Genomic DNA, 23934 nt, shown 5'->3' on the forward strand with positions numbered 1-23934 from the left:
GAGATGACGCGGAAAATCATAATTGACACGGATCCGGGCCAGGACGATGCGCTGGCAATCCTTCTGGCATTGGCAAGCCCGGAACTGGATGTTCTGGGAATCACGGCGGTTGCCGGCAATGTTCCCCTGGACCTGACCAAAACCAATGCCCGAAAGATCTGCGAACTGGCTGGACGACCGGATGTGAAGGTCTTTGCCGGCGCAGACCGGCCCCTGATGCGGGCACTCGTCACCGCTGAAAACGTCCATGGCAAGACCGGCCTCGATGGTCCTGACCTGCCTGAACCCGCCATGCCCCTGCAGGAGCAGCATGCGGTCGATTTCATCATCGAAACCTTGCTGACGCAGGAAAGCGGCACTGTGACGCTGTGCCCGCTCGGCCCCCTCACCAATATTGCGCAGGCCCTGATCCGTGCCCCGCAGATCGCCACGCGCATCCGCGAAATCGTACTGATGGGCGGCGGCTTTTTCGAAGGCGGCAATATCACCCCGACCGCGGAATTCAACATCTATGTCGATCCGCAGGCGGCACACATCGTGCTGACATCGGGTGTGCCGATTGTGATGCTGCCGCTTGACGTGACACACAAGGCGCTGACGAGTGCCCGGCGGATCGAACGCTTCCGGGCCATGGGAACCCGATCCGGCGCTGCGTCCGCAGAGCTGCTCGAATTCTTCGAGCGGTTCGATGAAGAGAAGTATGGCAGCGATGGCGGCCCGCTGCATGATCCGAACGTCATTGCCTATCTCCTGAAGCCGGACCTTTACAAGGGGCGGCATTGCAATGTCGTCGTGGAAACGGCGTCGGACCTTACCCTCGGCATGACCGTCGTCGACTGGTGGGGCGTGACCGACAGGCCGAAAAACGCCTTTTATATACGCGATGTGAACGATGAGGGTTTCTTCGACCTGCTGATTGAACGCATCGCCCGCCTTCCCTGAGCCGAAACAGGTCCGGCAGCCCCACTGCCGGACCTATCTCCTTGTTTCATCACAAAAAGTTGAGTCGACGTAAACCTTCAGTCAGCAATTTCCGCGCATAATCCTCCCGTGACCGGAAGGCCCGCAAGGGCTGCGCTCAAGCCTATTGGAATCGATATGCTGACACGACGGACGTTCTTCTACGGATTGATGGTGACCGTTGCCGCGCCTCAGGCAGCTTCGGCAAAACCCAGAAAACCCTTTGTCCTCAATCCCGAATACATGCCGCAGATCGTTGACTACCCGACCTATGAAGAGGCCGGAACCGTCATCATCGATCCGCGCAACCGCTTTCTCTACCTCGTCGAGGATGAATATTCAGCCATCCGTTACGGCATCGGTGTCGGGCGGGCCGGACGGGCCTTCTCGGGAACGGCGGAAGTCGGCCGCAAAGCCAAATGGCCGCGCTGGCAGCCGACAGACAACATGATCAAACGCCAGCCGGAAAAATATGCCCGCTATGCGGACGGGGTTGCCGGCGGCGGGAGCAATCCGCTCGGGGCCCGCGCCCTCTACCTCTACCGCAATGGCCGCGACACCTATTACCGCATCCATGGCACCACCGAACCCTCGTCGATCGGCAAGGCCGTCTCCAACGGTTGCATCCGCATGATCAATGACCATGTGGTCGACCTTTACGACCGCGTTCCCCTGGGAACGCCCGTGATCGTCCTCTGATGCTCAGGAGCGCGTGTCGGGCACGCGGCGCCAGCTGTAGGTGCCCGCCTTGGTGTGGGAGCCGCGGCCAGGCTGATAATAAACCGGCGTATCGTGCAGGTTGTGGCCGGCGAGGCGTGTCAGCGTCACCGCGTGGGTGACCTTCAGCGTATCAAAGCCGGTGCGCAGCATGTAGGCAACCTGATCGATCAGCACATCGCCGACCGCACGCAGCTCGCCCTGAAACTGATGGCGATCCTTCAGAACCTCGGCCTTCGAATAGGAACGGCCATCATTGAAGGCCGGAAACTGCAGCGCAATCACCGGGATTGAACCGAGCAACGGCAGGAGCGGATCGATGCTTTCGCCGGGCGCGACGGAAACACCGATCCGCCGGTTGGTCGCATTGCGCACCCCCTCATCAAGCCCAAGCCAGGCGGCCAGCGGCAGGATGACCGCCGGGGCATCGCCTGCCTCCTCCAGCGTTTCAGCCGTGATATAGGGGTCCTCGCGGAAACCTTCGCGGCCCCACAGCTGGCTCTCGGGCTTTTCAGACATGTCATTCATAGATTCGAATCCGTCAGGGAAATATTGCTCAGCTGGTCGGTGAGGCCAGTCAGGTGGATACCGCATTCGGTTTTATCGGTGCCTGCCCAGCGGCCGGCGCGGTCATCTTCGCCTTCCTTCACCGGCGACGTGCAGGGCATGCAGCCGATGGAGCGGTAGCCTTCAGCGACGAGCGGGTGCGGCGGCAATTGGTTGGCGGCCATATAGGCCTTCAGGTCGGCAGACGTCCAGCGTGCCAGCGGATTGATGCGCACGCGCGCACCGACGGATTCGAACACCGGCAGCGCCGTGCGCGTCGAAGCCTGAAACTGCTTGCGGCCGGTCATCCAGGCGCGATAGGGCGCAACGGCCCTCGCCATCGGCTCCACCTTGCGGATGTAGCAGCAGCGGTCCTTGTTGGTCATGGACAGCGCCCCGAAAGGATCCTCGTCCTTCAGGCTCTGCTTGAGCGGGTGAATGTCCTGCACATCGGTCAGACCGAGATCGTGCACAAGCTGGTCGCGGTAGCGCAGCGTTGCCGGAAAATGCTTGCCTGTCTCGAGAAACAGCACCGGCAGGGTGCGATCCACCTGCGCGATCAGGTGCAGAAGCACCGAGGACTCCGCCCCGAACGAGGAAACCACGGCGATGTCCTGTTTGAAGAGCTGGCCGATCGCCAGTTCGATGATCTGCGCCGGGTCGAGATTGCCATAGCGGGCTTCAAGCGCCCGCGCTTCGTCCGCCACGGTGATCTCGTTGGTTTCAAGCAGCATTGGCAGCCTCGCCATAGAGCGCCTCCTTGAAGGGAGCAGCGCCCAGACGCCGGTAAGCCGCAAGGAAGGTTTCTTCCTTGTCCGTCCGGACTTCGAGATAGCGGTCGACAATGGTCTCGATCGCGTCGACGATTTCTTCGGAGGAGAAGCCGCGCCCGGTGATATCGCCGATGGTGCAGACCTCGTCGCCGGAGCCGCCGAGGGAAATCTGGTAGAGTTCCTCGCCCTTCTTCTCGACGCCGAGAATGCCGATATGACCGACATGATGATGCCCGCAGGCATTGATGCAGCCCGATATCTTCAGCTTGAGCTCGCCGATATCGGCCTGGCGCGCCGGATCGGCAAAGCGTTCCGATATGCGCTGGGCAACCGGGATCGAGCGGGCTGTCGCCAGTGCGCAATAATCCAGACCCGGGCAGGAGATGATATCGGTGATCAGCCCGGCATTGGCCGTGGCGAGACTGTCGGTCAAGAGCAGATCGTAAACGATGCGCAGATCGGCAATCGCCACATGCGGCAGAATGAGATTCTGCTCGTGGCTGACGCGGATTTCGTCCTGGGAGAACTGTTCGGCAATATCGGCAACCAGATCCATCTGGGCATCGGTGGCATCGCCCGGAATGCCGCCGATCGGCTTCAGGGAAATGGTCACGACGCCGTAATCCGGGTTCTTGTGCGGTGTCACGTTCTGGTCGACCCAGGCGGCAAAGGCATGATCCGCCTTGCGGGCACCGGCCAGTGCCGACCAGCCTTCCGGCCGCTGCGGCAGATGCGGCGGACGGAAGTAACTGTCGATGGCATCGACATCCGTCTGCGGCAGCTTCAGGTCGCTGTTCTTCAGCGCCAGCCATTCGGTTTCCACCTGGCGGGTCAGCTCTTCCGTCCCGGTTTCGTGCACGAGAATCTTGATGCGCGCCTTGTACTTGTTGTCACGGCGACCGTTCAGATTGTACACGCGCATGATCGCGGTCGTATAGGTCAGCAGATCCTCGACGGGCAGGAAGTCGCGGATCTTCTTGGCAACCATCGGCGTGCGGCCCTGACCGCCGCCGACATAAACGGCAAAACCGATCTCACCCGCTTCGTTCTTTTTCAGGTGCAGGCCGATATCGTGCACCTGGATCGCAGCGCGGTCCCGTTCGGCGCCGGTAACGGCGATCTTGAACTTGCGCGGCAGGTAGGAGAACTCCGGATGCATCGACGACCACTGGCGCAGGATTTCCGCGTAGGGGCGCGGGTCTGCAACCTCGTCGGCGGCTGCGCCGGCAAAGTGGTCGGCGGTCACATTGCGGATGCAGTTGCCTGAGGTCTGCATCGCATGCATTTCGACTTCGGCAAGTTCGTCGAGAACCTTCGGCATGTCCTTCAGCGCGGGCCAGTTGTACTGGAGGTTCTGGCGCGTGGTGAAGTGACCATAGCCACGGTCATAGGTGCGGGCGATGTGGGCAAGCTTGCGCATCTGGCGCGACGACAATGTGCCGTAGGGGATGGCAACGCGCAGCATATAGGCATGCAATTGCAGATAGACGCCGTTCATCAGCCGCAGCGGACGGAACTGGTCCTCGGTCAGTTCGCCAGCCAAACGGCGCTCGACCTGATCCTTGAACTGCTCAACGCGGGCGGAAACAAACGCGTGATCAAACTCATCGTAACGATACATTCTGCTGGGCCTTCGATTATCAGTTAAGCAGCGTTTGCCGCAGGTTTTTCCGCCTGCTTGCCAAGGTCGAGACGGACGGTCGGGCCGAGCTGGCGAATGCGCTCGCGCAGGCGGACCGGATAAAGATGCTCACCGCGCTCTTCCACGTCGATGACATTGACGTCGATGACAAGGTTGGACTTGATCGCCGCCTTGCCCGCTTCCTCCAGTGCCGCCGCCGCTTCGGCGTGGCGGGCCACGAGGGCGCCGTCAATGTGATCGAGCCATTCGCCATTGGCGCCAAGCCATACGGCTTCGCCATCGGTCAGACGGTTTGCAGTGAGAACTTTAACACTCATGATCATCATCCTTCGCAATCAAGCGGCATTGGATTGGAGATGGCGCGCAGCCACCGAAGAGGTTGGGGTACGGATAGCCAGCGGCTCGGCCTTGTCGATCGCAGCACCGGCCACGGCATCGCCGATGACCACCATGACGGGACCGTCAAGGTCGGGGCGCTGTTCCAACGCCGGCAAATCCTGCAGCGTGCCATGGAACATGCGGCGATCCGCACGTCCGGCATTTTCGATCACGGCCACGCCGGTATCGGCATGCAGGCCGGCGCTCATCAGCCGCTCGGCGACGGAGGCTGCCACGCTGCGGCCCATATAGACGGCGATTGTCGCCCCTGAAATGGCGAGGCGTGCCCAGTCGGGCAGCACTTCGCCAGCCATGTCATGACCCGTGGTGAACACAAGGGAGGATGCGACACCACGCAGGGTCAGAGGCAATTGCATATCGGCAGCCGCGGCAAAGGCCGAGGTGATGCCGGGGACGATCTCGAAAGGGATACCGGCAGACCGCAGCGCGGCCATTTCCTCACCGGCGCGGCCGTAAACCAGCGGATCACCGGATTTGAGGCGCACGACGCGCTTGCCTTCACGGCCGAGCGAAACCAGCAGGTCGTTGATTTCGCTCTGGCTTTTCGAATGGCAGCCCTTGCGCTTGCCGACGGAAAGCCGGGCTGCATCGCGGCGGCCCATGGAGACGACAGCCTCAGGCACCAGCGCGTCATAGACGATGACATCCGCTTCCATGAGAACGCGGTGCGCGCGCAGGGTCAGCAAGTCCTCGGCGCCAGGACCCGCACCGACCAGCCAGACATAACCTTTCGGCTCGTCCTGATTGTCGAGGAGCAGCCCGGCAGCCTGGCGGGCACCGTCGAGATCATTGTTGTAGACCTTGCCGGCCACATCGCCCGAGAAGAACGAGCGCCAGAACAGACGGCGCGGCAGGCCTTTCTTCACCAGCTTTTCGACAGCGGGACGATAGGCATTGGCGAGACGGGCAAGATCGCCCAGGCGCGGCGAGAACGCCGCATCGATACGGGCGCGAATGATCTGGCTGAGCACGGGACCCGTGCCTTCCGAACCAATGGCAATGGCAATCGGCGCACGGTTGACGATGGCGGGGGTGAAGAAATCGCAGAGTTCCGGACGGTCGACCACATTGACCGGGACATGCTGGCGGCGCGCTTCGGCGGCAATGGCGCTATCCTGTGCTTCATCGCCCGTGGCAACAAAAGCCAGCTTTGCGCCCGAGAGGTGCTTTGGAGAAAAGACTTCCGCGACATGCTCGTGACGGCCAGCGCGGATGAAATCAGCAAGTTCCTGTTCGGGGTCTGCAGCAACAACGCGGATCAGCGCATTCGTCTGCGCCAGAAGACGGGCCTTGTTCAATGCTTCTTCGCCTTCGCCGACAACCACAACCACTTCATTCCGCACGCGGAAGAAGGCAGGAAAGACAGAAAGCTGATTGGCATGGATAGACATGAGCAAGACAATCCCGGTGAATGCTGGGATTATCGTTGATCGGACCGCTCTTTATAAGGAACAGAAATGCGCCGAATCGAACGGCGGAGCATAGAATTTCTGAAAATCGCGGAACAAGCGGATTCCCTTTCCATGCATCACAAGAAAATGCCGCCCAGCCTTTGCCGGAAACGGCAAGACGGGACAGGCAACAGCAAACGGCACCGGTTCAAGGAACACCGATCCAATACACGACTACTTTTATCGTGTTAACGTGGAAATGCAAGCCCTTTCTGCATGTCGCGCAAAAGGCCATCACCACAGCGTCGGAATAAGACGGTAACGCACCTGCTGGCAATAGGCGGCGTAACCCGGCAAATTCGCCTTGAGATATTTTTCCTCATCGAGCAGACGGGCAACGATGACCAGGCTGAGCGCGATGGCAAAGGGCAGAGACCACAGTGACCCGAGCGCGAGGGATGACGCGACGAAGGCCAGCACGCAGCCGGAATACATGGGATGCCGTACGATGCCATAGGGTCCGGTTGCGATGACCCGCTGCCCCGATTTGACCTCGATAATGCTGGAGGCATGGCTGTTTTCCCGGAATGCCAGGAAGACAATCCAGGCCCCGGCGAGAAAAGCGGCATTGCCAAGGATGACCACCCAGACGGGCAAGGGCAGCCCGGTAAAGTGACGCTCGATCCCCGGCATGATGTAGGTCAGGAGGCCGACCACGGCCGCTACGGTCTGGATACGCTTCTGCGCCGGTTCACGCTCGGCGCCCGCCCCGGCCCTCAACCGGCTTGCGACAAGAGCGGGATCGTGTTTGAGAAAATAATAGGAAATGAAACTCGTGCTGACGCTGAAGACCAGCCAGAAAAGCCAGCCCTGCCAGAACGACAATGACCAGGCAGGCAGCATGAGCAGCACCAGAAGGATGACGATGCCCTTCGCCTGCCCCTCCCACGCCTTCCTGTGCAGGTCATGCGGCGAGAGATGCATGGACATGGTCAACCCTCCTTCGGTTAAGGCGCGAGACCGGGGATATCGGACACCTCGTCTGTTTTCGCCTTATCCGGTAGAATAGAGCCGAAACCCGATTGCCGGCAACCATAGGGGTGCCTGCCGTTTCAGTCGGCGAGCGCGCACCCCGCACGCTTGATCATATCACGCACGATCAGCGGTGTGGCTGCTATCTGCTGCCACCGGCCCTTTGGCTGCGCCTCCAGCGCGCGCCGCACCGCCTTGTCATCGAGAGCGATGCGGGTTTTGCAGGCCGCTAGCGGCGAGCCGTCCGCCTTTGCCGCAAGGTCGATGATGATGGCCGCGGTCTCGCCCACGCCAGCGAGATAGGCGGTCAGAACCTGGCCCGCCGTCGGATTGGACGACGCCTGGTCGAGCATTGCCATGACCTGCGTGACCGAAATCTGCCCCTTGGCGGTGGACGCCGCCGCCATTGAGGCGGTTGCCAATCCAAGGGCGAAAGCTATGGAAATGAAAGATGCGCTGGCCGTTCTAAGAAGGGGCATACCAAAATCTCCTGTGTTGGTTCGAAATTCGTATCTCGAAAATTTATTATTGTAAAACGATAATTTCTTGCTATTATTCTGGAAGAAAACTCACAGAGGTGCCCCATGAGCAATCTTTCTTCGCTTGATATGCCTACGACAGGAAACATGCCGGCTCACCGCGCGGAGCGTATCCGGCGTCTCAGTAAAATCATGTCGGGTCTGTATCTCGCCACATCGGTGATCTTGACCGCAGGAACGCTCTACTACTGGTTTGCGACGCCGCCGGCCGATATCCTGACAGCGGCCAAGCTACCGGTTACCGGGGTGGAAAATCTTGGTTTCCCGACCCGTCTTCTTGCTTTTCTCGTTTCGATGCTGCCACTGGCAGCGTTGATCTGGGGATTGAGGCAGGCCCAACGGTGCTTCAACGGCTTTGCCAAACAGCAGTTTTTCACGGCCGAAACCGTCGGCAGCCTGCGCGCTTTCGCAATGGCGGTCTTTGTATCGACGCTCCTTCAGCCCTTCGCCTATGCAGCCCTCTCGCTCATCCTAAGCTGGACCAACCCGGCCGGGCAACGCGCACTGTCCATCGGCATCAGTTCGGACATGTGGCTCGGATTGCTGTTTGCCGGAACCATCATCGTCATTGCCTGGGTGATGCGGGAAGCCATCGCGATAGCCGATGAAAATGCTCAATTCGTCTGAGGATAAGCCCATGCCCATCAAAGTCAGGCTCAATGTCATGCTGGCCGAACGCAACGTGAAATCCAAGGACCTGGCGGAGCATGTCGGAATAACGGAAGCCAATCTGTCCCTGCTGAAACAGGGCAAGGTGAAAGGCATCCGCTTCGAAACCCTGGAGCGCATCTGCGACTATCTCGACTGCCAGCCCGGCGACCTCATGCGCTACGACAAGGAGGAGAGCTAGGCGGTGAAAATGGCCGGCACGTGCACTGGCCAGCGCCATGGCACAATCGCCACGAGATCATAGCGCAATGACAGGTTCGCATAATCGGGCTGACGCACGAGCCAGAGATCGGCGGCCGCCTCAATGCGCCGCATGGCTGTCCAAGTCACCGCATCCATCGCCTGTTCAAGTGTCCGGCGTGCTTTCACTTCAACGATGAGAACAAGATCGCCGCGCCGGGCAATGAGGTCAATCTCCCCCTGTTTGGTGCGGTGGCGCCGCGCGACAATGCGAAAGCCTTTCAGCATCAGGGCAAGCGCAGCGAAATACTCGGCGGAGTGGCCGCGCCGGTAAGCCCTGTGTCGCTCGCCCGCGCCTGTCATTTCATTGCAAGCAACCGTTGGTAGAGTTCACCCTTCGGCCGGCCCGTCATGCGCGATGCTTCGCCCGCCGCCTTGGCCGGCGACATTTCAAGGACAAGTGCACGCAGCAATGCATCGACATCATCGTCGGTACGGGCAATGTTCTGATCGCCCTCGGGCGGCCCGACAACAAGAACCACCTCGCCGCGGATGCGGTCCTCGCCATCGAATTCCGCCGCCAGTTCCGCCAGCGGCAGGGTGACCACGGTCTCGTAGGTCTTGGTCAGTTCGCGGCACAGCGATGCCTGCCGTTTCGGGCCGAACACCTCGACCATGTCCATAAGCGTGGCGGCGGCACGATTGGGCGATTCAAAAAACACCAGCGCGGCATCCAGCGTCTTCAGCGATTCAAGTTTCGACCGGCGCTGCCCCTGTTTCGACGACAGAAATCCGGCGAAGTAAAAGCTGTCAGTAAACAGACCCGAGGCCGTCAGTGCCGCCAGAACCGACGACGCTCCAGGAATCGGCACCACGCGGATACCGGCGGCCTTGGCCTCCGGCACGAGGCGCCCGCCCGGGTCGGAGACCAGCGGGGTTCCTGCGTCGGAGACCAGTGCCACACTTTTCCCGGCAAGCAGGGCTTCGATCAGTTTGGGCCCGGCTTCGCCGGCATTGTGTTCATGATAGGCATAGGGACGGCGGGAAATACCGTATCTGTCGAGAAGAACACGGCTGACGCGTGTATCCTCGCAGGCGATCACATCGGCTGCCGCGAGCGTTTCGATGCCGCGCAGCGTCATATCGCCAAGATTACCGATGGGTGTGGCGACGATGTAAAGCGCCGGCTCAAGCGGCCGGGCGCGAAACGCCGTGTTGCCGATCTGGTAGTCCCGTTCCCTGGCTTCCCCGTCAGACACGTCGCACCCTCACGCTGCCAGATCGGCAATGACCGCATTCAGAACGATCGCGCCTTCGGGCGTCGTGCGGATGCGGCTGTTGCCGATATATTCGATCAGGCCCTGTTCGGCCAAGGAAATCACGCGCTTTTCCTTGACGCCATGGCCGGTCAACCGTTCATAGCGCGCAAGATCGATGCCTTCGACGAGCCGCAGGCCCATCAGCAGGAATTCATCGCCTTCCTGTTCCCCGCTCAGCAACTCTTCCTCGACAACGCCATGGCCATCGCTCTCGACCTTGCTGACCCAGGTTTCCGGGTGACGTTCCGTTATCGTGACCGCACGCTTGCCGTTCTCGATAAAGCGGCCGTGGGCGCCGGGTCCGACGCCAACATACTCGCCATACCGCCAGTAGACGAGATTATGCTGGGATTCGGCGCCGGGCGCCGCGTGGTTGGAAATCTCATAGGCCGGCAGACCGCGCCGGGTCGTGACATCCTGCGTTTCCGCATAAAGCGCTGCCGCGTGATCGCCATCGGGCGTTATCAGTTTGCCGGCTTTCCACAACTGGTAGAAGGGCGTGCCTTCCTCAATCGTCAATTGATAGAGCGACAGGTGATCGGCGGCGTAGGAGATGGCGCGGTTGAGCTCTTCACGCCATGCTTCGATGGTCTGGTCAGGCCGGGCATAGATCAGATCGAAGGACAGGCGCGGAAAAATATCGCGCGCCAGACCGATTGCCACCAGGGCTTCCTCGACATTGTGCATGCGCCCGAGCCGCCGCAGGTCAGGATCGTTCAATGCCTGCACACCCAGCGAGACGCGATTGACACCTGCCGCCCGGTAGCCGCGAAAACGGTTGGCTTCGACGCTGGTCGGATTGGCTTCCAGCGTGATCTCGATATTGTCAGGCACGGACCAGTTCCTGGCGATCTCATTGAGCACCGACCCGACAGTCTCCGGCTCCATCAAAGACGGCGTACCGCCGCCGAGAAAGATACTGGAAATCGTGCGCGAACCGGTGCGCTCGCGCATGGTCGCCATTTCACGGGCGAAGGCCGCGGTAAACCTCGGCTGGTCCACCGGCTGGTGACGGACATGCGAATTGAAATCACAATAGGGGCACTTGGCCATGCAGAAGGGCCAGTGGACGTAAACGCCAAAGCCCCCTTCGTTCTCCTGGCCGCGCAACAATGGGGTCATCAGGCCCCCAGACAATCGCGGGCAAAATGCTGGAAAGCCCGCGCACGGTGCGACAGCGCGTCGGCTTCGCCGGGCTTCCAGCCATGTTTCTGCTCGGCGGTCATCTCCCCGAATGTTGCGTCATAGCCCTGCGGCTTGAACACGGGGTCGAAGCCGAAACCGGCAGTGCCGCGCGGCGGCCAGACGATCTCGCCTTCCACTTCGCCGCGATAATAGTTGGCTTCACCGTCAGGCCAGGCGAGGCAGATTACCGAAACGAAACGTCCGCCGCGATCCCTAGCGTCAGTGATGCCCCGTTCCTGCAGCGCGGTTTCAACCTTTTGCATCCCATGGGCGAAATCCCGCTTGCCATCCGGCAGCTCCGCCCAGTTGGCGGTGTAAACGCCGGGGTCACCATCCAGCGCATCGACGCAAAGGCCGGAATCATCAGACAGCGCGACAAGGCCGGTCGCCTTGGCCGCCGCGAAAGCCTTGATGTAGGCGTTTTCTTCGAATGTGGTGCCGGTTTCATCCGGTTCCGGCAGACCGAGGTCGCCCGCCGACACCACTTCGAAACCGAAGGGGCCGAGCAGATCGATCATTTCCTGGATCTTGCCCTTGTTGTGACTGGCAACGAGCAGTTTGCCTTTTTCGAGTGTTCTCATGTCAGGTTCCATAAAGCCGGTTCGGCAAATTCAATCGAGTTTCCGGACGGATCGCGGAAATACAGGGAGCGGGCACCATTGGGCCAGTCAAATTCACTTTCGATGGCAATGCCATTGGCCTCAAGATGGGACTTCCAGCCGGAAATTTCATCCCGTGTTGCGCGAAAACAGACGTGGCCCGGCCCCTTGGCACCATGGGCCGGGATGGGAAGACCGCCCTTGGGCCTTTCCCTCAGCTTTTCCGCGTCGAACAGGATCAGGACACCCGCCCCACAACGGAAGAACACGGATTCATTGCCCGCCCGCAGGATGACGTCCAGTCCGAGTATATCGGCATAGAACCGTGCAGCCACGTCGATATCGGTCACATAGAGTGCTGTTTCCAGAATACCCGATGGCTGCATGGTGTTTTCCGCTTACGAGACCGCCATTTTCTGCAGCGAAACCAGCCGGGTGATGCCGTTGCGGGCAAGCCCCATCAAGGCCAGCAGCTCGTCCTGCGAGAATGGCTCGCCTTCCGCCGTTCCCTGCACTTCCACGATACCACCTTTGCCGGTCATGACGAAGTTGGCATCGGTCTGTGCCGTTGAATCCTCGGCATAATCGAGATCAATCACGGGCGTGCCGTCGGAGATGCCGCAGGAAATCGCCGCAACATGGTCCTTCAACACCTTTTCGACCTTGAGCATCTGGCGTGTTTCCATCCAGCGCAGGCATTCGTGCAAGGCGACCCAGCCGCCGGTGATGGCTGCCGTCCGGGTGCCGCCATCCGCCTGAATGACATCGCAGTCCACGGTGATCTGCACTTCGCCCAGCGCCTGCAGGTCCACGACGGCGCGCAGCGAACGGGCGATCAGCCGCTGGATTTCCAAAGTGCGGCCGCCCTGCTTGCCGGATGAAGCCTCGCGGCGCATGCGGTCGCCGGTCGAACGCGGCAGCATGCCGTATTCCGCCGTTACCCAGCCCTTGCCGGTATTGCGCATCCAGCCCGGCACCTTTTCCTCAAGGCTGGCGGTGCACAGGACGTGTGTATCGCCAAACTTGACCAGGCACGAGCCTTCAGCATGTTTGGAAACGCCGCGCTCGAAGGAAATGGCGCGCATTTCGTCTGGGGCTCGTTTGGAAGGACGCATGGAATGACCTCTTGAAAAATATGGTTGTCCGGCCTTTTAGAGCAACGGACGCTTAAATGGAACCATGAAGCAAAAGCTTTGATGATTGGACCGACAACGCCTATATTCCCTGGCAGAGAACAAGGGCGTCACACAGAATGAACAAGGCAGTTACTCCCGAACCATTGCAATCCCTCGACCAGCGGTCACGGGATATTTTCCGGCGCATCGTCGAGAGCTATCTCGGTGACGGCGAACCGGTGGGATCGCGCAACCTGTCGCGCATCCTGCCCGTGACGCTTTCCCCGGCGACCATCCGCAATGTCATGAGTGATCTCGAGCATCTCGGCCTTGTTTACGCGCCGCACGTGTCGGCGGGACGGCTGCCGACACAATTGGGCCTGCGGTTCTTTGTCGATGCCTTCATGGAGGTGGGCGACCTTTCCTCCGACGAGCGCAATTCCATCGAGGCGCAGGTGCGGGCGGGCGGCGACGCCCAGTCGAGCGAGAACATGCTGACGCAGGCCAGCCAGATCCTGTCGGGCATGTCGCGCGGCGCCGGACTTGTGCTTGCAACCAAAGCGGAAGGCGCACTCAAGCACATCGAGTTTGTGCGGCTGGAACCCACCAAGGCGCTGGCGGTGCTGGTGACCCAGAGCGGCGACATTGAAAACCGGGTGATCGACCTGCCGCCCGGCGTGACGCCATCGCAATTGATCGAAGCATCGAATTTCCTCAATGCGCATATTCAGGGCCGCACCATCACCGAAGCACGCGTGGAAATTGCCCGCTTGAAGGACGAAACCCAGCAGGCGCTCGATGTCCTGTCGCAACACCTGGTCGAGCAGGGACTTGCGGTCTGGGGCGGCACGGGTGGCGGCCAACCGCCGCGGCTCATCGTGCGGGGACGCGGGAACCTTCTGGATTCCATCAACGCCGAAGCGGATCTCGACCGGCTGCGCCATCTGTTCGATGATCTCGAGACCAAGGAAGGCACGATACAACTGCTCGATCTGGCGGAAGCCGGATCGGGCGTGCGCATTTTCATCGGCTCCGAGAACAAGCTGTTTTCACTTTCCGGCTCATCTCTGGTCATCGCGCCCTATCGCGATTCGGAACAGCGGGTCATCGGCGCCCTCGGCGTTATCGGCCCCACCCGGCTGAACTATGCGCGCATTGTTCCGATGGTGGACTATACGGCGCAGCTGGTCTCACGACTGTTGCGATAGAGCGCGGATACTGCACTGGCGCTGTGCCGCCACGCGAACTTCCCCCGCTTCGGGCATTTGCACTTGATTTTCATGGCCTAAACCTCGATATCCAGCGCACATTCGATTTATGAACGGACAGGATAGATGACTGAAGAAAAGAAACATCATGACGCACCCGATCTCGATCAGCGCGATCTGAAGAATCCGCGCGACCGTGATGCGCTGAAGCGTGCCGCCGATGATTTTCTGAAATCGCGCAAGGCAGAGGAATATGCCATGGCGCAGGAAGAGGAAGAACAGGCGGAAGCAGCCAACAGTGTTGAACTGGATGCATTGCGCGGCGAAAACGGCGATCTGCGCGATCAGCTGCTGCGTCTGGCCGCCGATATGGAAAACCTGCGCAAGCGCACCGCCCGTGACGTTCACGATGCGCGTTCCTATTCGGTCGCCAATTTCGCCCGCGACATGCTTTCGGTTTCCGACAATCTGAAGCGCGCGCTCGAAGCCATTCCGGCCGATGCCCTCGCCAATGGCGATGCAGGTTTCAAGGCACTGGCCGAAGGCGTGGAAATGACCGAGCGCTCGATGATGTCGGCGCTGGAACGCCACGGCGTCAAGAAGATCGAACCGCAGGGCCAGCGTTTCGACCCGAATTTCCATCAGGCCATGTACGAAATTCCCAACGCCGACGTGCCGCACAACACCGTGCTGCAGGTGGCGCAGGCCGGTTTCGTCATCGGCGACCGCATGCTGCGCCCGGCACTCGTCGGCGTTTCCAAGGGCGGTCCGAAGCAGGCTGCCGGCGAAGGCCAGGCAGAGCCGGGTCCGATCAACCCGCAGGCGGAAAAAGACGCATAACGATAGCGTCATCTCAACGACGAAGGCCAGATTCCGGCGACGGGATCTGGCCTTTTCAATTTAGCTGTTTACGCTCCGTATTGGCCATGTTCTACCTTTTATATGGAGGGGAACAGCCGATGACATCGATCCAGATATTCAATTATGCGGGCGTTTTCGTTTTCGCCGCGACAGGCGGCCTCGCCGCCTCGCGCCGCCAGCTTGATATTATCGCTTTCGTTTTTCTGGCTGCGGTAACGGGCATCGGCGGCGGCACCCTGCGCGACCTCATCCTCGGCGTTCCCGTCTTCTGGGTCCGCGAGCCCGGCTATATCCTCGTCTGTGCTGCTGCGGCAATCATCGTCTATTTCTCCGCCAATCTCCTGGAATCGCGCTACCGGCTTCTGCTGTGGCTCGATGCGCTGGGGCTTTCGGCCTACAGCGTCATGGGCGCTGCAAAGGCGCTGGCGCTCGGTTTCAGCCCGACCATTGCCGTTGTGACAGGCATTTTGACGGCAACATTCGGCGGCGTGCTGCGCGATATCGTTTCCGCGGAACCGTCGGTGCTGATGCGGCGCGAGATCTACGTCACCGCGGCGCTTGCCGGCTCGGTCGCCTACACGCTGCTGCGGGGGCTTTCGGCGGGGCCGGAGGTTTCGGCCCTGTTCGCCGCGCTGACCGCCTTTGCGGTTCGCGGCGGCGCGCTTTATTTCGGCTGGACCCTGCCGAACTACCACAAGGTGGGCCGCACGCCTGAAGAGCTCAAGCGTGACGGCATCGTTCGATCAGAGTAAACCGGCCTGCTGGGCAGCCACTTTCAGATTTTGCGCCGGACGCGGGCCGATCTGCTGGATCACGAGCCCGGCGGTCAACGAGCCGAGCCGCGCGCAATCGGTCAACGAGCGGCCATTGGTATAGCCGAACAGGAAGCCCGACGCATAGAGATCACCCGCACCCGTCGTATCGACAAGCTCGGCGATCTCGATCGCCGGAACGGCAACGGTTTCGTCCTTCGAGACAACCACCGAGCCCTTTTCCGAGCGGGTGATGGCGGCGAGCTTGCAATCCTTGCGGATGGCATCAAGTCCCTTCTCAAAGTCGTCGGTCTGGTACAGAGACTTCAGTTCCGCCTCGTTGGCGAAAACAATATCAACGGTGCCGGAACGCATCAGCTCAAGGAATTCCTCGCGATAGCGATCCACGCAGAACGGATCCGACAGCGTCATCGACACTTCGCGCTTGTGCTCATGCGCGATTTTCGCCGACAGGCGGATGGCTTCCTTCGCCCGGGGCGGGTCCCAGAGATAGCCTTCGAAATAGGTGACCTTGGCTTCCGATACCTTGGAGCTTTCCACGTCTTCCGGTCCAAGCTCGACGCAGGCCCCGAGATAGGTGTTCATGGAGCGCTCGCCATCGGGCGTAACGAAAATCATCGAGCGGGCCGTGGGCGGCGGCGCTTTCAACACGCGCGTATCGAAGGCAACGCCCTGCGCGCGGATATCATGGGTAAAGATGTGGCCGAGCGGATCGTCGGCAACCTTGCCGAAATAGGCGGCGCGGCCGCCAAGGCTGGCAACGCCAGCCGCCGTATTGCCAGCACTTCCGCCAGAAGCTTCGATGGCCGGTCCCATGCGCTCATACAGAAATTCCGCACGGTCGGCATCGATCAGGTTCATCGCATTCTTGATGATACCGTTCTTGACGATAAAATCGTCATCCGTGCGGGCGATGATATCGACAATGGCATTGCCGATGCAAAGCACGTCATAACTCGACATGAAAACTCCAGGATTGATTCAATTGCAGTTCTTGGCCTCTGGTTCGCCAAGTCCTAGCCGGAACAGCGGGCCTTGACTACCCCTAATGCGCGGGGCGCCTTGTCTGCACCGGACGCGCTCCTTATGTCCCAAACATTGGAAAGACCGGAAAGGAAGAACGGTACCATGATTTTTGACAGCGCCCAGGCCGCAGCAAGTCACCTGTTCCGGCCGGAATTCCGTTCTGTCCTGTGGAAGTCTCTCGGAATGACCGTGCTTCTGCTGATCGGTGCCTGGTTCGGGCTGCGGGAACTCTTTGCCTTGCTGGCATTGCCCTTTTTCGATCAATGGATGCCGGACCTGCCATCCTGGGCCGGGTGGCTTGGCTTTATCGCCGGTGTATTCGCCAGTATCGCCCTGGCGCTGGGGCTGGCACTGCTGATCGCGCCGGTTTCGGCCATCGTCGCCGGATTGTTTCTCGACGATGTGGCTGAAGTTGTGGAAAAGTCGGATTACCCGCTCGATCCGAAGGGCCGCCCGCTCCCGGTGCTGCGCTCCTTCGTGCTTTCGCTGAGATTCCTCGGCGTCGTTATCCTCGGCAATATCATCGCACTGCTGATGCTTCTCATTCCCGGCGTCAACATCATCGCGTTCTTCGTGGTCAACGGTTATCTGCTCGGTCGGGAATTCTTCGAATTCGCCGCCATGCGGTTCCGCCCGGAAATGGAAGCCAAGGCGCTGCGGTCGAAACATGCAACGACGGTTTTCCTGGCCGGTCTCGTCATTGCGGCCTTCATGGCCATTCCGATCCTCAACCTTTTGACCCCGCTGTTTGCGGCCGCCATGATGGTGCATCTGCACAAGGCTGTGGCTCAATCGGAACCACCCGCAGGGCTGCGCTAGAAAACCTGTGGGGGCAACGGCACCAGCGGCGCCGGCAGTTCCGATGTCTTTTCCGCCGCCTTGCAGATATCGGCAATGACGCAGGCCGTGCATTCGGGCTTGCGGGCCTTGCAGACATAGCGGCCGTGCAGGATCAGCCAGTGATGGGCGTGATAGAGATATTCCGCCGGAATGATCTTCATCAATTTGGCTTCCACCTGATCCGGTGTCTTGCCCGGCGCGAGACCCAGCCGGTTGCCGATCCGGAATATATGCGTGTCGACAGCCATCGTCGCTTGCCCGAACGCCATGCTGAGCACCACATTGGCGGTCTTGCGGCCGACACCGGGAAGCTTGACCAGCTCGTTGCGATCATCCGGCACCTCGCTGCCATAGTCGCGGATCAGGGCTTCCGACAGGGCAATGACGTTTTTGGCCTTATTGCGCCAGAGGCCGATGGTTCGGATGTATTCGCCGACAGCTGCCTCGCCGAGATCCCGCATCTTTTCTGGCGTATCGGCAACCTTGAATAGAGCGCGGGTTGCCTTGTTGACGCCGACATCCGTCGCTTGGGCCGAAAGCGCAACCGCGACCAAAAGGGTAAAAGCATTGACATGCTCGAGCTCGCCCTTGGGTTCCGGCCGCTGGATCGAGAACCGGCGAAAAATCTCGTGGATTTCAGCGGCGGTATAGCGCGTACCGGCGACAAGGCGCGGCCGCTTCACCGGCTTTTCGGCGATGTCACTCACGTCAATCTGATCAAATTTGCTCTTGGGATTTTCCATGACCCTTCTATACTCAAGCGTCATGAGCCAAACAATGAACCCAATTGACGCTGCTGCGCACAATGAGGAGGAAATTTTCCGTGCCCTTCTGGTGCCGCACCGGTCGCTTGGCCGCAAAGGCTTTCTCATTGTCATGGCCGCGATCGGCGGGAGCAGTTTTCTGACCGGTCTGTTCTTCCTGTCGCTGGGAGCATGGCCGGTGTTCGGCTTTTTCGGCCTTGATGTCCTCCTGATCTATCTTGCCTTCCGGATGAACTACACCGCAGCAAAAGCGCATGAGGAGGTCAGCGTTTCAAGGATCGCGCTGCAGATCAGGCAGGTGGCGCCGTCAGGCCGGACCAACTTGCACGAATTCAACCCGTTCTGGACCCGGTTCAATGTCGCGCGGCACGCGGAAATCGGCATCACCTCCATGCGCGTGGAGGGACAGGGCAAGGCGGTGACGATCGGCTCGTTTCTCAATCCCGATGACCGGGAAAGCTTTGCCATGGCATTCACCCGGGCCCTGGCCGCGGCCAAGGGCCGGTAGTTTTCATATCACGCAAGAATCGGGTGGCAGATCAGGCCCCTGCATGGTCATATGACACTCAACATGAATTGAAAGCCTGATCTGTCTTTGCGACGCAACGCATCGGATCATGCCGGAATGAGGTAACGACCATGAAACCGCATGCCATTCTTCAGAACGATATTACGCCTTCGGGCAATGACTACGCCATTGTCAGCCATATCATCGAGCGGATCAGTGAGGATTATCGCGACCAGCCATCGCTCGAGGTCCTGGCCAAGGAGGCAGGGCTTTCACCCACGGCCCTGCAGAAGCTTTTCACCCGCTGGGCAGGCCTGTCGCCCAAGGGCTTTCTGCAGGCCGTGACCATCGACCACGCCCGCCGCCTGCTCGACGAGGGCATGCCGCTGCTGGAGACGGCCCTGGAAACCGGCCTGTCCGGGCCAAGCCGCCTGCACGACCTGTTCGTCACCCATGAAGGCATGTCGCCGGGCGACTACAAGACCCGCGGCGCGGGCCTCGTCATCCGTTACGGCTTCCATATCTCGCCCTTCGGGCGTGCCCTGGTGATGGTGACGGATCGCGGGCTGGCGGGTCTTGCCTTTGCCGATCAGGGGCATGAACGCGAAACCATGGAAGACATGACATCCCGCTGGCCCAATGCCACCTATGTCGAAGACCTTGGCGCCACGTCGCCCTATGCGGCACGGGTGTTCAACCCGGCTGAATGGCGTTCGGACCGGCCGCTGAAAGTGGTGATGATCGGCACGGACTTCCAGCTGCGTGTCTGGGAAGCCCTGTTGAAGGTGCCGATGGGCAAGGCCTGCGCCTATTCGGACATCGCCCAGGAAATCGGCTCGCCCAAAGCCTCCCGCGCTGTCGGTGCTGCGGTGGGCGCCAACCCGATTTCCTTCGTGGTTCCCTGCCATCGCGCCGTCGGCAAATCCGGCGCCCTCACAGGCTATCACTGGGGTCTGACCCGCAAGCGCGCCATTCTCGGCTGGGAAGCCGGGCAGATGGGCGACGGCACGCAACTCGACATGGCCCGTTCCGGCTGATCGCCGCATCTTCCCGAGACACCCATCAAGGCCCGGCAGCAATGCCGGGCTTTTATCCTTTCAACGATGCGATCACATCGGCCAAGCCGGACAGAAGCGTCTCGCACTCTTCGTCCGTACCGATGCTGATGCGCAGATAGTCGTCTATGCGCGGTTTCGGGAAATGCCTGACCAGAATGGCCCTGTTTCTAAGCTCAGCAGCGACCTGCGCGCCGGGCAGCACGGCATGGCGTGCAAACAGAAAATTGGCCGCCGAGGGAAGAACCTCAAACTGCAGCGCGCGCAAGGCAGCGGACAGACTTTCCCTTGTGGCGATGACGCGGTCGCGCTTGTCCTCGAACCATTTCCTATCTTCCCAAGCGGCAACTGCTCCCGCGATGGCGAGACGGTCGAGGGGATAGGAGTTGAAGCTGTCCTTCACCCGTTGCAGCGCTTCAATCAGCGCAGGCTGCCCGACGGCAAAGCCAACGCGCAGGCCGGCCAGCCCGCGCGACTTTGAAAAGGTCTGTGTCACGAGCAGATTGGGGAAGCGTGCGACCAGGGGGATTGCACTCTGTGCACCAAAGTCCACATAGGCTTCATCGATCACCACGACCTGATTGGGGTGATCGGCAAGCAATACCTCGATTTCCGCCAGGGGCAAGGCCGTGCCGGTGGGGGCATTCGGATTGGGCAGGATGATTGCGCCGCATGCCTGCCGGTAGTCGGCAATGCGGACCGCCATCGTGTCATCGAGCGGAACAGCCCGAAAGTCTATTGCATAGAGACGGCAATAGGTCGGAAAGAAACTGTAGGTGACATCGGGAAACAGCAAGGGCTTGTCGTGTTTCAGCAATGCCTGGAACACGTGCGCCAGCACTTCGTCAGATCCGTTGCCGACAAAAACGTGATTGGCGTCAAGCCCATGGCTTTTGGCGATGGCTTCTCTCAGCCTGTACGCCGTTGGATCGGGATAAAGCCGCAACGCTTCCGTCGTCTCGGCTGCTATGGCCGCCAATGCGCGCGGTGACGGACCATATGGGTTTTCGTTGGTGTTCAACTTGATCAGATCGGGTAGCACCGGTTGCTCTCCCGCGACATACGGGGTCAATGTGTGCACGAGAGAACTCCAAAAACGGCTCATCTAAATGTCCAGTACTGCGTTGGCCGGGTGATCGCGATTCAAGCGAACAGTGCGTGTCGATTCCCGTACCATGGCAAAAACAGGCTTTTGCAACAATCGAAATCCCAGCCATTGCGCTGCATTGAAGAAACTTTCGGGCAGGCCTTGACCTTCCAGTTACTGGAAGAATTACCTTTGCATCACTATCTTCCCGTACATGTCGAAAGTTCCATCATGAAACATGACCATCACGACCACGATCACGCTCATAGCACCCATGGCCACAGCTGTTGCAGTACGCACGCGGCGCAGGCTGAGGTCGTGCGCGATCCGGTCTGCGGCATGCTGGTTGACCCTACGGCCGGCAAGCCGACGGCGGAGCATGCGGGCCGGGTGTTTCACTTCTGCTCGGCGGGCTGCCACAAGAAATTCACGGCCGACCCGGAGCCCTACCTGACGGCGATCGATCCGGTCTGCGGCATGACCGTCGACCGGGCAACGGCAAAACACTTCCTGCGGCACGACAATGAGAAATATTATTTCTGCTCGGCCAGCTGCATGGCGAAATTCGAAAAGGCGCCGCAGGATTATCTCGGCGACAGGCCGGCACCCAAGCCGATGCCGGCGGGAACCCAATATACCTGTCCGATGCATCCGGAAATCGTCAAGGACGGCCCGGGGTCATGCCCGCTGTGCGGCATGGCGCTCGAACCCATGGGCATTCCCACCGGGGATGAGGGCCCGAACCCTGAGCTTGTGGATTTCACCCGCCGGTTCTGGATCAGCGCGCTCTGTTCCATACCGCTGCTCTTCATCACCATGGGGCCCATGCTTGGCCTGCCTTTCCGCGACTGGATCGGGGAAAGCCGTGCGATCTGGCTGGAACTGGTCCTCGCCACCCCGGTTGTCCTCTGGGCGGCCATCCCCTTCTTCGAACGCGCCTGGGCATCCCTCGTCAACCGCAGCCCGAACATGTGGACGCTCATCGCCATCGGCGTCGGTGCGGCCTATGCCTTCAGTGTCGTGGCAACACTCGTCCCCGACATTTTCCCGCATGCCTTCCGCATGCATGGCGGCAGCGTGCCGGTTTATTTCGAGGCGGCGGCCGTTATCGTCACGCTTGTCTTCCTCGGACAGATTCTGGAGCTGAAGGCGCGCGAACGTACCGGATCCGCCATTCGCGCCCTGCTTGACCTTGCACCCAAAACCGCGCGCCGCGTGGCAGCGGACGGGACGGAAAACGATATCCCGCTGGACGAGGTCGTGGCCGGTGATCGGCTGCGGGTCCGTCCGGGTGACAGCGTGCCGGTGGATGGCATCGTGCTGGAAGGCCGCTCGTCGATCGACGAATCCATGCTGACTGGCGAACCGCTGCCGGTTGAAAAGACCGAGAATGATGCGGTGACCGGCGGTACGCTCAACCGCAACGGCACGCTGCTGATCAAGGCGGAAAAAGTGGGCGCCGATACGGTGCTGTCGCAGATTGTCGGCATGGTCGCGACGGCCCAACGCTCGCGCGCGCCGATTCAGGGTCTGGCGGACCGCGTCGCCAGCTATTTCGTGCCCGCGGTGGTTCTCGTCGCCATCGTCGCGTTCATCGCCTGGGCCTGGTTCGGACCGGAACCCGGCATGATCTACGGCCTTGTCGCCGCCGTTTCGGTGCTGATTATCGCCTGTCCCTGTGCGCTTGGTCTCGCAACGCCCATGTCGATCATGACGGCAACAGGGCGCGGCGCGCAAGCGGGTGTGCTGATCAAGGATGCGGAAGCGCTGGAACGTTTTGCCGGTGTCGATACTCTGATCGTGGACAAGACGGGCACTCTCACCGAGGGCAAGCCGAAACTCACCGATATCGTGACTGCTGGTGTGCTGACCGACGACCAGTTGCTGATTCTTGCCGCCAGCCTCGAAAAAGGTTCCGAGCACCCGCTTGCCGAAGCCATTGTCGAAGGTGCGAAAGCCCGCACTCTCACCCTGCTCAAGGCCGAAACGTTCGAAGCGGTCACCGGCAAGGGCGTTTCCGGCGGCATCGGCGGGCAGTCCGTTGCGCTCGGCAACAAAGCCATGATGCAGGACGTTGGTGCCGACATATCCGCCCTGAGCGAGAAGGCCGATGCACTGCGGACTGGCGGCAAGAGTGTCCTGTTCATGGCCGTCGACGGCAAGGCCGCCGGCATCATCGCGGTCGCCGACCCGATCAAGGCCACGACGGCCGAGGCAATCCGCCTGCTGCACAAGGCCGGCCTCACCATCATCATGGCGACCGGCGACAACAAGATCACCGCCCAGGCGGTCGCCGCCCGGCTCGGCATCGATGAAGTGCGCGCCGACATGATGCCCGAGAGCAAGAAGCGGCTGGTCGATGAGCTCCGGGCCAAGGGCGCAAAGATCGCCATGGCCGGTGACGGCGTCAACGATGCCCCGGCGCTTGCCGCGGCCGATGTCGGCATTGCCATGGGCACGGGTGCCGATGTCGCGATGGAAAGCGCGGGCATTACTCTGGTGAAGGGCGACCTCAACGGCATTGTCCGTGCCCGTCATCTTGCTGATGCAACCATCCGCAACATCAAGCAGAACCTGTTCTTCGCTTTTGTCTATAATGTGCTGGGCGTGCCGGTTGCGGCGGGCGTGCTCTATCCCGTCTTCGGCGCCATGCTTTCGCCCATGCTGGCGGCAGCGGCAATGAGCCTTTCCTCCGTATCGGTCATTGCCAATGCATTGCGGCTGCGGACACTGAAACTGTGAGGTT

The 23934-nt window shown here is 60.6% G+C and carries 27 protein-coding genes; 11 read left to right on the forward strand and 16 right to left on the reverse strand.

Annotation, left to right across the window (positions count from 1 at the left end; translation table 11 throughout):
- Positions 1-3: 3 nt before the first annotated feature.
- Entirely contained in the window at positions 4-942 is a 939-nt protein-coding gene (locus tag ACIQWS_RS12600) for a nucleoside hydrolase (RefSeq protein WP_346306162.1), read from the forward strand.
- Positions 943-1098: 156 nt separating this feature from the next.
- A complete protein-coding gene (locus ACIQWS_RS12605; RefSeq protein WP_403179482.1) occupies positions 1099-1659 on the forward strand; it encodes a L,D-transpeptidase in 561 nt (186 codons plus the stop codon).
- Between the two features lie 3 nt (positions 1660-1662).
- Here the strand turns inward: ACIQWS_RS12605 and ACIQWS_RS12610 are convergent, their stop codons facing one another.
- From ACIQWS_RS12610 to ACIQWS_RS12640, 7 genes are all read right to left on the reverse strand, one after another.
- Entirely contained in the window at positions 1663-2196 is a 534-nt protein-coding gene (locus tag ACIQWS_RS12610; protein WP_403180966.1) for a DUF934 domain-containing protein, read from the reverse strand.
- A gap of 5 nt (positions 2197-2201) precedes the next feature.
- Positions 2202-2954: a phosphoadenylyl-sulfate reductase gene (locus tag ACIQWS_RS12615; RefSeq protein WP_403180969.1), complete on the reverse strand. Its 753-nt coding sequence runs from the start codon at positions 2952-2954 to the stop codon at positions 2202-2204.
- Positions 2947-4617, reverse strand: a complete 1671-nt coding sequence (locus ACIQWS_RS12620) for a nitrite/sulfite reductase (protein WP_403179488.1) — start codon at positions 4615-4617, stop codon at positions 2947-2949. The genes ACIQWS_RS12615 and ACIQWS_RS12620 overlap by 8 nt, the downstream gene beginning before the upstream one ends.
- Positions 4618-4640: 23 nt before the next feature.
- A complete protein-coding gene (locus tag ACIQWS_RS12625) occupies positions 4641-4955 on the reverse strand; it encodes a DUF2849 domain-containing protein (protein ID WP_223614062.1) in 315 nt (104 codons plus the stop codon).
- A gap of 18 nt (positions 4956-4973) precedes the next feature.
- Entirely contained in the window at positions 4974-6428 is a 1455-nt protein-coding gene (cysG, locus tag ACIQWS_RS12630; RefSeq protein ID WP_403179493.1) for a siroheme synthase CysG, read from the reverse strand.
- Positions 6429-6722: 294 nt separating this feature from the next.
- Positions 6723-7418 carry a methyltransferase family protein gene (locus ACIQWS_RS12635; RefSeq protein ID WP_403179496.1) on the reverse strand — a complete coding sequence of 232 codons (696 nt, stop codon included), beginning with the start codon at positions 7416-7418 and terminating at the stop codon, positions 6723-6725.
- Between the two features lie 122 nt (positions 7419-7540).
- Positions 7541-7939: a chlorophyllide reductase gene (locus ACIQWS_RS12640; RefSeq protein WP_403179500.1), complete on the reverse strand. Its 399-nt coding sequence runs from the start codon at positions 7937-7939 to the stop codon at positions 7541-7543.
- A gap of 105 nt (positions 7940-8044) precedes the next feature.
- On the opposite strand from ACIQWS_RS12640, the gene ACIQWS_RS12645 reads away from it, so the two are divergent.
- Both ACIQWS_RS12645 and ACIQWS_RS12650 read left to right on the forward strand, forming a co-directional pair.
- Positions 8045-8626 carry a DUF2975 domain-containing protein gene (locus tag ACIQWS_RS12645; protein ID WP_403179502.1) on the forward strand — a complete coding sequence of 194 codons (582 nt, stop codon included), beginning with the start codon at positions 8045-8047 and terminating at the stop codon, positions 8624-8626.
- A gap of 10 nt (positions 8627-8636) precedes the next feature.
- Positions 8637-8849, forward strand: coding sequence for a helix-turn-helix transcriptional regulator (locus tag ACIQWS_RS12650; protein WP_105734015.1), 213 nt, complete (start codon positions 8637-8639; stop codon positions 8847-8849).
- Here ACIQWS_RS12650 and ACIQWS_RS12655 read toward each other — a convergent pair.
- From ACIQWS_RS12655 to rph, 6 genes are read right to left on the reverse strand one after another with little or no spacing between them, the layout of a single operon-like run.
- Positions 8846-9211, reverse strand: a complete 366-nt coding sequence (locus ACIQWS_RS12655) for a YraN family protein (RefSeq protein WP_403179507.1) — start codon at positions 9209-9211, stop codon at positions 8846-8848. The genes ACIQWS_RS12650 and ACIQWS_RS12655 overlap by 4 nt on opposite strands.
- Positions 9208-10107, reverse strand: coding sequence for a 16S rRNA (cytidine(1402)-2'-O)-methyltransferase (rsmI, locus tag ACIQWS_RS12660; protein WP_346306154.1), 900 nt, complete (start codon positions 10105-10107; stop codon positions 9208-9210). Before rsmI ends, ACIQWS_RS12655 begins: the two co-directional genes overlap by 4 nt.
- 9 nt (positions 10108-10116) lie before the next feature.
- Entirely contained in the window at positions 10117-11289 is a 1173-nt protein-coding gene (hemW, locus tag ACIQWS_RS12665; protein ID WP_403179512.1) for a radical SAM family heme chaperone HemW, read from the reverse strand.
- A complete protein-coding gene (gene rdgB / locus ACIQWS_RS12670) occupies positions 11289-11933 on the reverse strand; it encodes an RdgB/HAM1 family non-canonical purine NTP pyrophosphatase (protein ID WP_346306152.1) in 645 nt (214 codons plus the stop codon). Before rdgB ends, hemW begins: the two co-directional genes overlap by 1 nt.
- Complete coding sequence (locus ACIQWS_RS12675; protein WP_223614053.1) at positions 11930-12337, reverse strand: VOC family protein; 408 nt, start codon at positions 12335-12337, stop codon at positions 11930-11932. The genes rdgB and ACIQWS_RS12675 overlap by 4 nt, the downstream gene beginning before the upstream one ends.
- Positions 12338-12349: 12 nt before the next feature.
- A complete protein-coding gene (rph, locus tag ACIQWS_RS12680) occupies positions 12350-13066 on the reverse strand; it encodes a ribonuclease PH (RefSeq protein WP_223614052.1) in 717 nt (238 codons plus the stop codon).
- 137 nt (positions 13067-13203) lie between these two features.
- Between rph and hrcA the strand changes: the two genes are divergently transcribed.
- The 3 genes from hrcA (at position 13204) to ACIQWS_RS12695 (ending at position 15887) form a co-directional block, all read left to right on the forward strand.
- Positions 13204-14274 (forward strand): heat-inducible transcriptional repressor HrcA, encoded by a 1071-nt coding sequence (gene hrcA, locus ACIQWS_RS12685; protein WP_403179521.1) that lies wholly within the window; start codon positions 13204-13206, stop codon positions 14272-14274.
- Between the two features lie 126 nt (positions 14275-14400).
- Complete coding sequence (gene grpE, locus ACIQWS_RS12690; RefSeq protein ID WP_223614050.1) at positions 14401-15114, forward strand: nucleotide exchange factor GrpE; 714 nt, start codon at positions 14401-14403, stop codon at positions 15112-15114.
- 119 nt (positions 15115-15233) lie between these two features.
- Entirely contained in the window at positions 15234-15887 is a 654-nt protein-coding gene (locus tag ACIQWS_RS12695) for a trimeric intracellular cation channel family protein (RefSeq protein ID WP_403179524.1), read from the forward strand.
- Here the strand turns inward: ACIQWS_RS12695 and ACIQWS_RS12700 are convergent.
- Positions 15879-16871 carry an adenosine kinase gene (locus ACIQWS_RS12700; RefSeq protein WP_346306149.1) on the reverse strand — a complete coding sequence of 331 codons (993 nt, stop codon included), beginning with the start codon at positions 16869-16871 and terminating at the stop codon, positions 15879-15881. The two genes, ACIQWS_RS12695 and ACIQWS_RS12700, sit on opposite strands and share 9 nt — an antisense overlap.
- 165 nt (positions 16872-17036) lie before the next feature.
- On the opposite strand from ACIQWS_RS12700, the gene ACIQWS_RS12705 reads away from it, so the two are divergent.
- A complete protein-coding gene (locus ACIQWS_RS12705; protein WP_346306148.1) occupies positions 17037-17753 on the forward strand; it encodes a sulfate transporter family protein in 717 nt (238 codons plus the stop codon).
- Here the strand turns inward: ACIQWS_RS12705 and nth are convergent.
- Positions 17750-18517, reverse strand: a complete 768-nt coding sequence (gene nth / locus ACIQWS_RS12710; RefSeq protein WP_346306147.1) for an endonuclease III — start codon at positions 18515-18517, stop codon at positions 17750-17752. The two genes, ACIQWS_RS12705 and nth, sit on opposite strands and share 4 nt — an antisense overlap.
- Positions 18518-18551: 34 nt before the next feature.
- Between nth and ACIQWS_RS12715 the strand changes: the two genes are divergently transcribed.
- Together ACIQWS_RS12715 and ACIQWS_RS12720 are read left to right on the forward strand one after the other, a co-directional pair.
- Positions 18552-19046, forward strand: a complete 495-nt coding sequence (locus ACIQWS_RS12715) for a DUF2244 domain-containing protein (protein WP_403179529.1) — start codon at positions 18552-18554, stop codon at positions 19044-19046.
- Between the two features lie 131 nt (positions 19047-19177).
- Positions 19178-20083, forward strand: coding sequence for a methylated-DNA--[protein]-cysteine S-methyltransferase (locus ACIQWS_RS12720; RefSeq protein WP_403179532.1), 906 nt, complete (start codon positions 19178-19180; stop codon positions 20081-20083).
- A gap of 52 nt (positions 20084-20135) precedes the next feature.
- On the opposite strand, the gene hisC is transcribed toward ACIQWS_RS12720, so the two are convergent.
- Positions 20136-21206 (reverse strand): histidinol-phosphate transaminase, encoded by a 1071-nt coding sequence (hisC, locus tag ACIQWS_RS12725; protein WP_403179534.1) that lies wholly within the window; start codon positions 21204-21206, stop codon positions 20136-20138.
- Between the two features lie 213 nt (positions 21207-21419).
- On the opposite strand from hisC, the gene ACIQWS_RS12730 reads away from it, so the two are divergent.
- On the forward strand, positions 21420-23930 hold the full coding sequence (locus ACIQWS_RS12730) for a heavy metal translocating P-type ATPase (RefSeq protein ID WP_403179537.1): 2511 nt from the start codon (positions 21420-21422) through the stop codon (positions 23928-23930).
- The last annotated feature ends 4 nt before the right edge of the window (positions 23931-23934 follow it).

The organism is Phyllobacterium sp. NPDC097923, from assembly GCF_044760925.1.
In the GTDB taxonomy this organism is placed as follows: Bacteria; Pseudomonadota; Alphaproteobacteria; order Rhizobiales; family Rhizobiaceae; genus Phyllobacterium; species Phyllobacterium calauticae.